Annotated in this window: 11 protein-coding genes and 1 other annotated feature (1 of these 12 cut by a window edge); of the genes, 5 read left to right on the forward strand and 6 right to left on the reverse strand. The window is 35.4% G+C overall.

From position 1 onward, the window contains the following. Positions 1 to 16: 16 nt before the first annotated feature. A complete protein-coding gene (locus tag BMZ04_RS05255; RefSeq protein ID WP_093266311.1) occupies positions 17 to 1654 on the reverse strand; it encodes a GspE/PulE family protein in 1638 nt (545 codons plus the stop codon). A 108-nt stretch (positions 1655 to 1762) separates the two neighbouring features. Here BMZ04_RS05255 and BMZ04_RS05260 point away from each other — a divergent pair, with 108 nt between their 5' ends. Genes BMZ04_RS05260 through BMZ04_RS05270 form a run of 3 tightly spaced genes read left to right on the forward strand, consistent with a single transcriptional unit; the run spans position 1763 to position 4210 of the window. Beyond that, the gene (locus BMZ04_RS05260) at positions 1763 to 2206 is read left to right on the forward strand and encodes a prepilin-type N-terminal cleavage/methylation domain-containing protein (protein WP_093266314.1); all 444 of its coding nucleotides are present in this window, start codon (positions 1763 to 1765) and stop codon (positions 2204 to 2206) included. Between the two features lie 24 nt (positions 2207 to 2230). Then, complete coding sequence (locus tag BMZ04_RS23110) at positions 2231 to 2647, forward strand: prepilin-type N-terminal cleavage/methylation domain-containing protein (RefSeq protein WP_093266317.1); 417 nt, start codon at positions 2231 to 2233, stop codon at positions 2645 to 2647. A gap of 18 nt (positions 2648 to 2665) precedes the next feature. Then, complete coding sequence (locus BMZ04_RS05270) at positions 2666 to 4210, forward strand: hypothetical protein (protein ID WP_093266320.1); 1545 nt, start codon at positions 2666 to 2668, stop codon at positions 4208 to 4210. A gap of 47 nt (positions 4211 to 4257) precedes the next feature. Here BMZ04_RS05270 and BMZ04_RS05275 read toward each other — a convergent pair whose 3' ends face one another. The 4 genes from BMZ04_RS05275 to BMZ04_RS05290 form a co-directional block, all read right to left on the reverse strand. Continuing rightward, complete coding sequence (locus BMZ04_RS05275; RefSeq protein WP_177184328.1) at positions 4258 to 5532, reverse strand: VanW family protein; 1275 nt, start codon at positions 5530 to 5532, stop codon at positions 4258 to 4260. After that, entirely contained in the window at positions 5516 to 6430 is a 915-nt protein-coding gene (locus tag BMZ04_RS05280) for a hypothetical protein (RefSeq protein WP_093266326.1), read from the reverse strand. The genes BMZ04_RS05275 and BMZ04_RS05280 overlap by 17 nt, the downstream gene beginning before the upstream one ends. Before the next feature lie 115 nt (positions 6431 to 6545). Further along, complete coding sequence (locus BMZ04_RS05285; protein ID WP_093266329.1) at positions 6546 to 8249, reverse strand: sensor domain-containing diguanylate cyclase; 1704 nt, start codon at positions 8247 to 8249, stop codon at positions 6546 to 6548. A gap of 101 nt (positions 8250 to 8350) precedes the next feature. Further along, the gene (locus tag BMZ04_RS05290) at positions 8351 to 9574 is read right to left on the reverse strand and encodes a bifunctional folylpolyglutamate synthase/dihydrofolate synthase (protein ID WP_255367804.1); all 1224 of its coding nucleotides are present in this window, start codon (positions 9572 to 9574) and stop codon (positions 8351 to 8353) included. Between the two features lie 88 nt (positions 9575 to 9662). Between BMZ04_RS05290 and BMZ04_RS05295 the strand changes: the two genes are divergently transcribed. Together BMZ04_RS05295 and BMZ04_RS05300 are read left to right on the forward strand one after the other, a co-directional pair. After that, on the forward strand, positions 9663 to 10541 hold the full coding sequence (locus BMZ04_RS05295; RefSeq protein WP_093266332.1) for an ATP-grasp domain-containing protein: 879 nt from the start codon (positions 9663 to 9665) through the stop codon (positions 10539 to 10541). Beyond that, positions 10538 to 11350 carry an ATP-grasp domain-containing protein gene (locus BMZ04_RS05300; RefSeq protein ID WP_093266335.1) on the forward strand — a complete coding sequence of 271 codons (813 nt, stop codon included), beginning with the start codon at positions 10538 to 10540 and terminating at the stop codon, positions 11348 to 11350. The genes BMZ04_RS05295 and BMZ04_RS05300 overlap by 4 nt, the downstream gene beginning before the upstream one ends. Positions 11351 to 11456: 106 nt before the next feature. Here BMZ04_RS05300 and BMZ04_RS05305 read toward each other — a convergent pair whose 3' ends face one another. After that, positions 11457 to 14099 (reverse strand): valine--tRNA ligase, encoded by a 2643-nt coding sequence (locus tag BMZ04_RS05305; protein ID WP_093266338.1) that lies wholly within the window; start codon positions 14097 to 14099, stop codon positions 11457 to 11459. Positions 14100 to 14144: 45 nt separating this feature from the next. After that, positions 14145 to 14254 (reverse strand) — a binding site (T-box leader) (it continues 117 nt past the right edge of the window).

Consider the following 14254-nt stretch of genomic DNA (forward strand, 5'->3'; position numbering starts at 1 on the left):
CAATGCTCTTCCTTTCTTAATCGGCTTTTGCGACACGTAACACTTCCTCTACCGTCGTAAGCCCGGCTTTCACTTTTAACAACCCATCATCTAATAAAGGAATCATACCATTTTTCATCGCTGCACGTTTCACTTCACTCATACTACGATTATTAAATAATAACTCCCTAATTTCATTATCTACAACGAATATTTCATGAATCGATAAACGACCTTTAAATCCTGTCTCATTACAAGTTTTACAGCCCTTCCCTTTATACAATGTATCCAGTTTTATAAAACGTTTATCAAATAATTGTTGCTCAATTGCGGAAGGTATATATTCCTCTTTACAAGATTCGCATATACGACGAACTAGTCGTTGAGAAACCGCTCCATTCAACGCAGAAATAACAAGGTAAGGCTCAATATTCATATCTAATAACCTAGGAATTGTACTAATCGCATCATTTGTATGTAATGTACTTAACACAAGATGACCTGTTAAAGCGGCACGTATAGCAATCTCAGCCGTTTCTTCATCTCGAATTTCCCCGACCATTACAATGTTAGGGTCTTGTCTTAATATAGCACGTAGCCCACTCGCAAATGTTAAATGGATTTGAGGATTTACTTGAACTTGATTGACACCTTCCATTTGGTACTCAACTGGATCTTCAACTGTAATAATATTGACCGACTCTTCGTTTAAGTGTTGAAGTGCAGAGTAAAGCGTCGTTGTTTTCCCTGAACCAGTTGGTCCCGTTAGCAATACGATGCCTGATGGCTTTTCAATTAATTCAATAAATGTTTGTACATAGCGTTTATTGAAACCAAGCTGATAAATCGGCTTCACTGCATTCGCTAAATCTAGCAAACGTATAACAACTTTTTCTCCATACACAGTTGGCAAAATAGAAATACGCATATCAATCGTTTGTTGCCCTTGTGTTAATCGAACTCTCCCATCTTGTGGTAAACGAGATTCTGTAATGTTCAAGTTAGCCATAATTTTAATACGTGCAACAAGGGACGGGAATTGGTTCATTTGTAACACCCGATCCGTAGAGAGAAGCCCGTCAACGCGATAACGTACTAGCACTTTATCTTCATGTGCATCAATATGTATATCACTTGCCTGCATTTGAATACCACGTGATAATATTTGGTTCACAAGCCGAATTGCAGGCGCCTCGTCTTCATCTTCACCTTCTTGCGATAAGTTTTCACTTAAAGCGATGGATGCAGCCTCTTTCGTAAGTTTATCTATTGTTTCTAAAATGTCTTTTCTTGCAGAAATGACTGGTTGAACAGTAAAACCTGTCATCAATTCAATATCATCAATCACGACATAATCTAACGGATCTGCCATCGCTACTTTAATAATATCGTCTTCTTTTTCAATTGGCAGTGCAAAGTTCTGTCTTGAAAATTCAGCACCAACTAATTGAAGAAGTTTCGTATCAATGGGAAATAGATTCAAAGCTACATGGGCAATACCTAGTTGAAATTCTAGTACCTCAATAAGCTGTCGATCTGTGAGGTATCCACGCTCGACTAAGGCATCCCCAAGTCGTTGCCCGGGAGCTTTTTTCTGCAATGTTGTTTGAAGTTGTTCGGGAGTTATGATAGATGCTTCCACTAATAAGTCTCCGAGTCTTTTACGAGTTGGCATGATTTCACGCTCCTCTACTATTTAAGATATAGTATACTACTTAGTATAATGGAATTACGATAAAAAAAGGTAGTTGAATCTTATGTATTATAAAAGGGTGATTAGCTTATGTTGACAAAAATTAAAAATACTGAAGGTTTAACATTAATTGAAGTATTAGCTTCCATCGTGCTTCTATCAATTGTCATCATCTCGTTTATTTCTATATTCCCGCAAATGACCTTGATGAATACTAAAACAGAAGATAATCTCCAAGCTGCAAATGTAGGAAAAGAACTACTTGTAGAGTTAAGGAATTATAAATATGATGAGTTTAAACCTCAAGTTGAACATTTACTATCAACTATTGAAGGATTAGGACAAGAACCGAACACCAAAATATACATAGGACAATATAAAAGTGCTGATGTAAAAACCACATATGATGTAGTAATAACTTTATATACAACTCCCAATGTTATAGGACCTATACAAACTTTATTTAAATTTAAAATTGAAATCTTACAAGAGAATACTGTTTTAACAACAACTTATGGATACATAAAAAATTAGAGAGTAACTTAGAGGTGATAGTTAATGAGAATAAAATCGAATGAAAGAGGATTTACACTTCTAGAACTATTATCCACCCTAGTACTATTTTCCATATTCGCAGTAATAATATGGAGTTTCTTCTTTCAATCAATAAAGTTCAATGATGTAGAAATTTCAAAGAATCAATTGCAGCAAGAGGCAAATTTGATTGTGAATACGATACAACAAGTACACACAACGTCTAGCAAGTACACAATCAGTACCAACACTTCCGAGACATCATTAACAATTTCAAATAATCAAACTGAGATTACTTTCGATAAAAATAACGTTCAATATAATTTATATGGTTCAGAAATTCTCCCAAACGGAGATTATCATTTATTTTTAACACTTACTTCAACGCAAAATTCTTCTGTAAACTTTATAACAGAGACTACATTTAGTAAGTTACGATAAGGAGTGGAATTAAAATATATGAGAAAAATAAGAAATGAAAAAGGCTACACTCTCTTGCTTACACTTATACTTATTTTCATTATTGTTTCACTTTTTTCTACTTTTGCATTTGCGGCTATAACCCAGCAAAAACAAGTAGAATTAACAGATGATAACTATGAAGTAGTTGCAATAGCGGAAATGGGTGTAGAATATTACCGGGCTGAGATATTGAACTTAATTGAATTTTATAGAAAGAAAACAGAAGAAGAAGTAAAACAAGTTGAAGAAGATGATGAGTTTACTGATACTGAAAAACACAATAAAATATTGGCAATTAACGCAAAAAATATTTTAGAACTAAGATCAATGGTTCTTGGATTACATACTCCAGAACCTACGGATAAAACAATATTGGAAAAAGAGAACTCGAAATATTTTAACCTATTAGAGGGACCTGCATTTACTGGGGCAGATTCTTCAGAATTAATCATTAAAGTAAAAGGTAATCTTTTAGATAAAAGTAAAACAATATCAGCTAAATTTAATTTTCCTACGAATTTAGTAACCTCTTCACCAATTACAGGTGATGGAACAGGTAACGGAAATGATAATGGATCAGGCAGTTCTAAAAATGGACATTTAGTACAACCACCTGACTTCACTAAAACAGTTCCTAACCCCTTCCCGCCATTAGGAGTCTCTTTATGTCCTGATCAATCGAACAAAATAAACAAATTGAAGTGTTATACAAATTATTTACCAGATTTTAATGGTTTTCAGGAAACAACGGTCTATTACACCGGCTCAAAAGTCTCGAGTCCAGTTGATAATGAAAATTTTAAAAACTCGTTTATATATACAAAAGGTAACTTTGAAATTGGTAACTTCAATAAATCGAAAGACGTTTCTTTCTTTATTAATGGAACAGGGAGTTTTGGTACTATAGAGAGTAACGGGGATGTTTATATTCAAACAAATGCTGATAGTTCTTTCTCAAATATTAAAATAAAAAAAGACCTCAGTATCTTTTTAAATGGATTTGGTACATTCAGTACAATAGATTCAGATAAAAATATTCCAGATAAAAAAGAAGGCTTAATCTTATATGCAAAAGGTGCTTCTTTCATGAGTATAAATCAACTTGAAAACAGCACTTTAGAAATAGTTGGAATAACAAATTTTAAACAAGCTTCTTCTTTTATTAACAGTAAAATCCATAGTACAGGAGAAGTTACAGCAAGCCAATTAAAATTTTCAGATTCCCAAGCCTATTTTGATAGCCATATCAATCAAAACCAGACATTTGAAGTGAAAGATTCTTCCAAAGTTTGTATAAGAAGTACTTACTCTTTAGGAGAAGTAGCAATTGACTCATCTAGTAATTTATATATACTAAAAGGAAATATAGGAACTTATAAACTTCAGAATTCAAAGAAAGAACCTATATTTCTTTCTTTAGATGAATTTGAAAAAGTCTGTACAATTCCCGGAGGCTCTAGTTCAAATGGACCCGTCTATGAGCATATTATTACCCCTACTCCTTCTGTAGATGACTTTACACAAGATATCAGATACCACTAAAATATTTAAGAGGAAGTAACAAGTTTTATCCCTGTACTTCCTCTTTTTCATTTCCCTACATATCCATCCCCATACTCCGGATCCACTTCCTCATACCCCCTATCTTCCGTCACAGTAGTAGGTAGAGTCACAGAGGAATTATTCCCACCCGAATTATTACCTTCGCTCGAGTCTAGTAGTTTCTCATTAAACTTATACCAAACTTCATGAACAGGTAAATAGGAATCTAACGAAATGTCATATGTTTTCCAAGGTGAGTCGTGCAATAAAACAACTCTCTTCACTCTTGCTTGAGTCCCATTTTTCCCTGGAACCTTTCTTTCTTGCTGATCCAGCTCGATAGGTCGAATAATTACACGTGGAGTAAGCTCCTTTTGTTCATCGATAGTCGCCAAAACTTCTATAGGCGATGCTTGGCTATAAATAGAAATGGTTAGTTTATTTCCTTCCATTGTGGATTGAATGGAAATGGAATGTCCATATTCATTTTTCAAAACGAGATCATGATTCCCGTCTATAAATGCTTCAAAACCAACTTCTCTTTTATACTGATTACCCGTAGTAACATGTCGCTCCACTATGGAAAATGGGCTATTCAACGCGGTCTTGTATAAGAGAGAAGCTATTTCATTTTGAAATTGGGCATTATATAAGCCTTCTGTATCTGTTTGAAATAGTTCGTTCAGTGAAAAGAGCAGATCTGTACCCACTTCTAGATCGTCATGTTTCTTTATCCAACTTAATGCACCAAAGGATGTTTCATCTAAAGTAAACGATTCACTTGCAATCAATTTACTATCATTATTGGGTTCTTTGAAGTATTGAGTCATATGAATTGGATTCGCGAGTGACTGTAATGTAGATGCTTGTCCTAAAATATCATCTTGTAAACGAATCTCATCTATTAAGTCTGTATACCCTTGTAATCCGAGCTTTGCAAAACTTGCATCCCATTTTTCTTTATTTAACTCTACTAACAAAGGATTTTGCTCACCTGATATTGCTTGTTGGATAGATTCCTCTATTAAAAAGTCTATAATATCTCCAGTGAAAGTACTTTCTTCGAAAATAAACTGAAGAGAAGTATTTTGTTCGAGTGCCCAAGTTGTAGTTTTTTGTGAAACTAATTGCGCAGCTTGTTCTTTCGATAAACCATCAATTGCAATCGGTCCAATCCAAGTGTTAGCATCAAAATAATTAGAATTATTTTCTCCATTTGTGATTGCATTTGCCACTTTGTAGACGCCAAATGTCAAAATAAATAACAACACACTAGATATGGTTACAAGAAGTATAAATTGAAGACTATTCTTTTGTTCCATTAACATCACTCCGTTGTTTATTGAAATAAATAGAAGACAAATCTTCAAATTCCATATCTATCTCTTTTCTTCCTGGCTCATCAAAGGTTATCGGTAGATTTTCTAAGTCTGATTTTTCTGGTTCTTCTTCATCAATATGCATTGCTGTTTGTTCTTCCGATTTCTCATTTTCAAACAATGCATCCAGCCTGCGTGATAACCATTCATCTGATAATTCCTCTGAATCATCTAATAGAATGGGTTTTGGTTTTGGTTTTTCTTTTACTATTTTTTCAATTGTTTCGTGTGGATAATCCATATTCGTAGCGGCTACATCACCTGAAAGATTATCATATTCAAATTCTGGAGTGATCAGCTCCATGTTTCCAACTTTCTGTATTGGTGGGATAACTAAATCTAATCCCACCACTTCTATTACTTTTTCATTTAACGATTTAGTATTCGGATCAACTTTTGCTTCAGCTTCTAATTGATGTGATAATTGCATTTCTTCATTTGTATCGTCTATTTGAGGAATAATAGTTTCCGGTAATATAGGAGCAGGCTTTATGTACAATGGACTCTTCTCTTCTTCAAATATCGTTCGTGCATTTGGATTTTCCATTTGTTTAATGATTTTATGGAAACTTCTAGTTGGGACTGGTTCTAATTGTTTTTCATTGATGAACCACTCTCGCTTTTTTCCTACTAAAATAGCAGTAGATAAAAGAATTCCGATGAAAAATAATATACCTAGCCAAATAGATAATGTTTGCGTAGTTATGTATGAAAATAAAAGAGCTAATCCCGAAATACCTACCCCAATTATTAGAGGTTTTTTTTCATAGGGGATTGGTATTAGGAGAATGAGTAACATGACAATGATTAGACTGGCTACGATTGAAATAGTAAATAGCATACAAATCCCCCCTACACGTCTTATTATACATGGAAAGCATTCAATAACGAATAATAAAGATAAAAAAAATGCCAATTAGAACTTAGTCTAATTGGCACTGATTCACTATCTAAAGTTATTTAACATACTCCGCAACCCGATTCCTACCTGCCTGCTTCGCTCCAGTATACAACGCTCGATCCGCATTTCGAAGAAGCGCCACCCCTTCATCACTATCTTCAGGTGCGGAGGAAACACCGATACTTGCCGTAATGAAAATGATCTTCTCGCTAGCAGATTGCTCCAAATCCGATTGGACGATAAATGGTGTTTGCTCTATTTTTCGACGAAGTTGTTCCGCGATATGGAGCGCTTCTGTTTTCGTATAATTTGGAAGTAAGATGACAAATTCTTCTCCACCATATCTTGCAACGGTACCGCTACTTCCTATTTCCCTCTTAATAATTTGGGCAAACTCTTGCAAGATAAGATTACCGCTATGATGTCCAAACGTATCATTGACTTCCTTGAATTTATCGATATCCATCATAATTAATGACAAGGTACTATATTGACCAAGTGATAATTTTTCCATATCCGATTCTAATTGCTGATCTAGGTATCGATAATTATGCAATTTCGTTAATTCACATCGTTCACTTTTAGCGACTGCATCTCTTACATATTTTGCTTTTTCCACGGAAACCGCAAAATATGAACATAGTAAATGGACGATTTTAAGTTGATATGCTTCAAAAGAGTATTTATTGCGAGATGCTAATACTAAGACACCTTCTATTTTTTTGTTACGATAAACTGGTACACACATGACACTTTGCATCTCTAAACTTAGAAAAGGAGGTCTTATATGAATCCATTCACTTTGCTTATTGTATAATGTTGGAATTCCTTTTTCGTAAACAATTCCTGCTAGGCTCTGTTCAAGCTCTTCATGTGCAAAGTGTAGGTCTTTGTTTTCTCCGTCTTCAATGGCACGTAAAATCTCGAAACTTCCATATAAATCATCAACTATATAAGCAGCATCCATCGGAAACATGTTGGCAATTCTTTCGATAAACATATCGATAATCTCTTTGCTTGTCATCCGCTCCGCCAATTCATGTCCGAATTCACTAGCTTTGTTTAAATCACTATTCACTTTTTCAGAATCACTATATAGTCTTATTAGTAAGGTAATCAGTATAAAGGGGACCCCAAGCAGCCATAAAGCGATAGTACCAACATAACTTTGAAGAAAATATAAGCTTATACCAAAAGGTAAAGTCATGAGTAATCCTAAAACATCCCACCCAAAATCTTTCGTAAAAAATTTTGGCATATGCCCCGTGAGCACTTCTCTAAAATATAAAAATAAATGATTAAAAAGAGTGTATAAAAGAGCATAAATAGAACCGTAAATTAATACATCCTTCACGACTAACGATCCTAATTCAAATCCAAGAACATGTACAACCGTTCCACATATAATAGAGACTAAAAAAAACATAAAGGAACTATAAACAATTCGGTACGCATTCTCACGATTCGTTTTCATATGATAAGCAATTGGTATTAAACATAATTGCATGACTAGTAATTCCGCAAACATTCCATAATTCAAATAGATTACTAATGTAACCCACTGCACAAGAAGCATCGTAGTTCCAGAAATATAAAACGGAAAGATGGTAGTAAGTAACGCCAAAACGATTAATAGAGACAAAGTACCCCAATCGATTTGCCGTATCGGTGCGTATTGGTAAGCTAAATATGTCCCAAGGGGTACCACTAATAGCCATAATATATAAATATTCTTTTTCGCCTTATCCGAAATATTCATAGAACTATTTTCCACCTCGTTAGTATATTTTAACTAATCCAAATAGCATACCTTTTAATTACATATAATTGTACCACGGAATTTATAGAATATTTAAATTACTATTTAACTATTTTTGTTCTTAATTCTGTAATGAAATATAATGATCCTGTGACAATAGTTATATCCGAATTAGCATTATTCTTAAAATGGATTTTACTTATATCTTTAGTAATGCTTTTTTCATTGTGCAAACAGTGTTTATATAAAATGGAAGCAGGTAGGGCTCGTTCATGATTAAAATTTACAAACCGAAAAGAGGATGCAACTTCCTCTAATTTTCTTAACATATACAAATAATCTTTATCTTTTAATATGCCAACGATAAAGTGGATATTTTTGTTCGGAAATACATCTTTAATCGTTTCTACTAACGCATCTATACTTGCTTCATTATGAGCACCATCAAAATAAACAGTATCATCCACTTTTTCCATTCTACCTAATAAACTTGCTTTTCTTACTGCATGTTGAACAATACTTTCCTTTAACGGAACCCCACTTTCTATTAGTGCAGTAATTGCTAGGGCCATATTGGATAATTGATGCTTTCCTAACATTTGAGGATGCAAATCTTTGAATGTAGCTTTTCCAAATGTATACGTATTTTCTTGTATAAAAAAGTTTTTTTCAAATTCCAGGATTTGCGCATTTTGTTCTTTCCCAACTTGATAAACAACATTTCTTGCCCGTTCTGAAAGTGCACCTATTATTAATTTGCTATTTGCTTTTATTATCCCTGCTTTATGCCAACTTATTTTTTCGATTGTATCTCCTAAGAAACTTGTATGATCAATGGATATACTAGGAATCACTGCGATAGATCGTTCCATAACATTGGTACTATCCAATCTCCCTCCCATGCCCGTCTCGATAAAAACTAGATCTAATTGTATTCCTTCAAAAACTAGAAATGCAACAACCGTTAATAATTCAAAATCAGTTAACATCCCACTTAGTCCTGCCTCTTGCATTTTTCGGAATGCCTCGTCCATCTGTTGCTCCGTTACATTTTGTCCATTAAGTTGGATCTGATCATGTACATCCACTATACTTGGCGAAGTAAAAGTTCCATAAGAAAGACCATGTTCTTTGGCAAGCGTACTTAAAAAGGCAATGGTAGAACCTTTTCCATTTGTACCAGCCACATGAATAACCCGATGCTTATTTTGTGGATTTCCGAGTTTTCCTAATGCTTTTTGTATAGACTCTAGTCCCGGTTTTATCACTGTTTCACTTTCTATATTCCACTTTTTTTTGTACATATTAAAATTTGTTATTTCCACGTACCTCACCCTACTTTCGCCTTTGTTCTTTTCGTGCTAAACTTCTTATGAACACTATTATAACACGCAATCGAAGGGGTCTTTCATTATGCAAACATGTTGGATTGTATACAACGGTAGTCTTACTCATGATAAATTTATCGACCAAGCGCTCCTCCTTCAAGAAGCAGCGGAAAAACAAGGAATCGAAGCTACATTAGTGAAAAACTATGAGCTGCTTATGAATGTCCAGCAATATTTACCAACAAGACCCGATTTTGTCGTCTTTCTTGATAAAGATATATTGCTTGCGAAATATTTAAAAAATCAAGGTATACCTGTTTTTAATGATCCGAGTGTCATTGAGATTTGTGACAATAAAGCACAGCAATATATCGCTTTAGCTCAAGCGCATGTACCAATGCCCATAACGATTGTTGCACCGAAAGTGTATCCCGATTTTTCGATTATGCATACAGGTTATTATGAACAAGTTATTGAAACATTAAAGCTTCCTATGATTATAAAAGAAGCACATGGATCATTTGGAATGCGTGTATATTTAATCGAAACAAGAGAACAATTTTACGAGAAAGTAGAAGAGCTTAGAGGGATTGAATACGTATTTCAACAATTTATCGAGAATAGTCGTGGACGTGATATACGGGTAAATGTTGTGGGCCGACAAGTTGTGGCTTGCATGCATCGCCATTCTGAAACAGACTTCCGTGCTAATATAACCAATGGCGGGACTGCTTCTCCCATTATATTGACAGAAAGACAAAAAGAAGTAGCTATTCAAGCTGCTGATGCATTAAATGCTGAATTTGCAGGTGTCGATTTATTATTCGGGGATGATGAAGAGCCTTTAGTATGTGAAGTAAATGGAGTTGCGCATATCCGCAATATCTACAATGTGACCGGTATCAATGTAGGAGACTATATGATTAGTTATATACTTTCTAAAGTTGGAGCGGTTACGATATGAATGGATTATTAATATATGAACTAAAAGAAATAGAACGAAATAGAAGTTTTATAGATCGGTTAATAGCAGTTGCAAATAGCCTTGGACTTACTCTAACTGTTATAGATGATCAAAATCCTACAATACCAGAAGCTGATTTCATCTTTTTTAGAGCAAGGAATCCAAAACTCGCTAAGAAACTAGAGCAACGTGGAATACCAATGTTTAATCGTGCAGAAGTTAATGTAATAGCTAACGACAAATTAAAAGCTATTCAACTCATACAGCTTCTAGGAATAGATGCTGTGCCGACTAAGAAAATAAACAGTACTTCTGATATTGGAGAATATCCAACCGTGTTAAAAACGGTTGATGGGTATGGCGGTACACAAGTAGAACTCGTTCAAGCAAAAGAAGATGCTGTAGTCTTCCTAGAAAAACACGAATCCCAAACGATCATTGCACAAACGTATATCGAAACAAATGCGACGGATGTCCGCGTGTTTATGTTAGGCGAAGAAATAGTAGGTGCAGTTAAACGCATCGGTGCTGAAAATAGCTTTAAATCTAATTTCACACTTGGAGGTACGGTCGAAAAATATATATTAAATAAACAACAAATTGCAGATGTACAAAAAATTTCCAAAGCGTTGAAAAGTGATTACATCGGAATAGACTTTCTTTTACTCCCAGATGGAAATTGGCTGTTCAATGAAATCGAAGATCCAGTTGGAGCCAGATCCTATTTCGCAACTACTGGACAAGATATTGCTATACCGATTATGAATTATATAAAGAAAAAATTAATAGAAACAGAGTGCGCCGATTGACAATTGGCTGCACTCTTTTTTAATGGGATTTATTTATAAATAATCAAATTTTCTATTAAAAAAAGAGTCAGCGGACACATTTTCACGTCCGCTAACTCTTTTTTATTTAAAGATTTTTCAGTTCTTCCAAACGTTTTAACACAGTTGCGTGTTTTTCTAAATAATCTTGTTCTTTAGCACGTTCTTCTGCAACAACTGCTTCTGGTGCCTTAGATACGAAGCGTTCATTCGATAGTTTTCCTTGAACTAGCTTCACTTCTTTTGCCCATTTTTCTAATTCTTTTTCTAAACGAGCTTTTTCTGCATCAATATCGATTAATCCTTGAAGCGGAAGATATAAAACTGCTCCAGTTACGACAGCAGACATCGATTGACCAGGTGCTTCTAAATCTTGCCCGATTACAAGTGGTTCTGGATTACAGAAGCGCTCTAAATATTTTGCGTTTGCTTCTAGTACTGCCAGTGTTTCTGCGTCTTTTGCAGAAATATATAAAGGCACTTTTTTGCTCATAGGCGTTTGTACTTCTGAGCGGATATTACGTACAGAACGAATGATTTCTGCAAGTAATTTCATGCTAGCTGCTTCTTCTTTATTGGAAAGGGCTTCATTCACAGTTGGCCAAGCAGCTACTGTAATGGACTCTCCTTCGTGAGGAAGGTTTTGCCATATTTCTTCTGTGATGAATGGCATGAATGGATGTAGAAGTCTCATTGTATTATCTAAAACATATGCTAATACAGAGCGAGTCATTTTCTTCGCTTCTTCATCGTCCCCATTTAATGGGAGCTTAGACATTTCAATATACCAGTCACAGAAATCATCCCAAATGAAGTTATATAACGCACGCCCTACTTCGCCAAACTCATATTTATCAGAAAGTCTTGTTACTTGCTCGATTGTTTCGTTTAGACGAGTTAAAATCCATGCATCTGCAACTGATTTTTTGCCATCTAGATTGATTTCTTCAAATTTCAAACCGTCCATATTCATCAATGCAAAACGAGATGCATTCCAAATTTTATTGGCAAAGTTCCAAACTGCTTCTACTTTTTCTGTAGAATAGCGTAAATCTTGCCCTGGAGATGAACCAGTACTTAAGAAATATCGTAGAGAATCGGCACCGTATTGGTCGATAACGTCCATTGGATCTATACCGTTTCCAAGCGATTTAGACATTTTACGTCCATCTTCTGCGCGAACAAGTCCATGTATTAAAACATCGTCAAATGGACGAGTTCCTGTAAATTCGACTCCTTGGAAAATCATACGAGAAACCCAGAAGAATATAATATCATAACCAGTTACAAGTGCATTCGTTGGATAATATTTTTTAAACTCTTCATTTTCAGCATTTGGCCAGCCGAGTGTTGAGAATGGCCATAGTGCAGATGAGAACCAAGTATCTAGCACGTCTTCGTCTTGATTCCAGTTTTCAGCGTCGGCTGGAGCTTCGTGTCCAACATATACTTCGCCTGTTTCTTTATGGTACCAAGCAGGAATTCGATGTCCCCACCATAATTGGCGAGAAATACACCAATCATGAATATTTTCCATCCAATTTAGATATGTTTTTTCAAAGCGATCAGGTACGAAGTTTACTTTTTCTTCCGCTTGTTGTAACTTAACTGCTTCTTCTGCAAGTGGTTGCATTTTAACGAACCATTGTAAAGATAGATACGGCTCTACAACCGCTCCACTACGCTCTGAATGTCCAACAGAGTGAAGATGTTCTTCAATTTTGAATAAAACACCTGCATCTTGTAAATCTTTTACGATTTGTTTACGGCAATCAAAACGATCCATCCCGTCATAAGATGCTGCATTATTATTCATTGTACCGTCTTCATTCATAACTAAAATTCGTTCTAAATTATGACGATTTCCAATCTCAAAGTCATTCGGGTCATGTGCAGGTGTAATTTTCACTGCTCCACTACCAAATTCCATATCTACGTAGTCGTCTCCAACGATCGGAATTTCACGGCCAACGATAGGTAGCTTAACTGTTTTACCAATTAAATGTTTATAGCGTTCATCTTCAGGATGTACTGCTACTGCAGTATCACCAAGCATTGTTTCTGGTCTAGTTGTTGCAACATCAATAAAACCAGTACCATCCGTTAGGGGGTAGTGCATATGATAGAATGCACCCTGTACATCTTTATGAATTACTTCGATATCGGAAAGAGCTGTTTTTGTTGCAGGATCCCAGTTAATAATATATTCACCACGATAGATGAGTCCTTTATTGTAAAGCTTTACGAAAACTTCTTTTACAGCGTTCGATAAGCCTTCGTCTAAAGTGAAACGCTCACGTGTATAGTCTAGACCAAGACCAAGTTTTGCCCATTGCGCACGGATATGTCCAGCATATTCTTCTTTCCATTTCCATGTTTCTTCGACAAATTTTTCACGCCCTAGATCATAGCGAGAAATATTTTCCGAACGTAGCTTTTCTTCCACTTTTGCTTGTGTAGCAATACCTGCATGGTCCATACCAGGTAACCAAAGTGCGTCGTATCCCTGCATACGTTTCATACGTGTAAGAATATCTTGTAGAGTAGTATCCCAAGCGTGACCTAAATGTAATTTGCCGGTTACGTTTGGCGGTGGAATTACGATTGTATAAGGTTTTTTGTCACTTTCCGGGTGTGCTTCGAAGAATTTTCCTTCCAGCCACCATTCATACCGACCTTTTTCAATCGACTGTGGATCGTACTTCGTGGGCATCGTTGTTTCGTTTGTCATATTATTGTCCTCCTAAAAAAGAATATAAAAAAACTCCTAACGTCATTAAAGGACGAAGGAGTTTGTTCGCGGTACCACCTTTATTCGCAGATGCCAAAATGCGCATCACGCTCTCAATTCGATAACGGCTTCAAACCGGCATTTGCTACTATTAG

The sequence above is a fragment of the Psychrobacillus sp. OK032 genome (genome assembly GCF_900111345.1).
In the GTDB taxonomy this organism is placed as follows: domain Bacteria; phylum Bacillota; class Bacilli; order Bacillales_A; family Planococcaceae; genus Psychrobacillus.